The sequence below is a fragment of the Chryseobacterium sp. BGARF1 genome (assembly GCF_001677955.1).
Taxonomy (GTDB): Bacteria; Bacteroidota; Bacteroidia; order Flavobacteriales; family Weeksellaceae; genus Chryseobacterium.
The window spans coordinates 1-391 of sequence record NZ_LELA01000109.1; the positions used below are offsets into that span (position 1 = coordinate 1).

The window sequence follows — 391 nt, forward strand, 5'->3', positions numbered from 1 at the left end:
TACTGATCATAAGTAACTTCGGTAGAATTGGTATTGCTAAGGTCGGTCGAGATTACAGAGCTCGGCAATAAGTTGGCAGGATTATCATACTTGGTCTCAACTTTAGAAATCGTCTTGTTATTTTTTTTAGTCTCCGTTTCTAAGGGAATACCTATCATATTGGCATTGATGAGCTTGGTATTGTTTTTTTCGTAAGCGTAAGCATAGGTGGCATTGTTTGTTTCTCCATCGGAAAAACTTTGTGTCACGGATGTTGGGTAGTCTAGATTATTATACAGCGTATTTGTTGTTGATGTAATAGAACTTTGAATACCGTTTTTATAAAAGTAAGATTTTTCTGTTTTCTCTGAGGGGAGTGTAATACCATAAGTGGCAAAATATTTATAAGGAA

General features: G+C 35.3%; 1 protein-coding gene. It reads right to left on the reverse strand.

Going from position 1 to position 391, the window contains the following annotated elements; all coding sequences use genetic code 11:
- On the reverse strand, window positions 1-391 hold a 391-nt coding region (locus tag AB671_RS22535), incomplete at both ends, for a hypothetical protein (protein ID WP_185114132.1).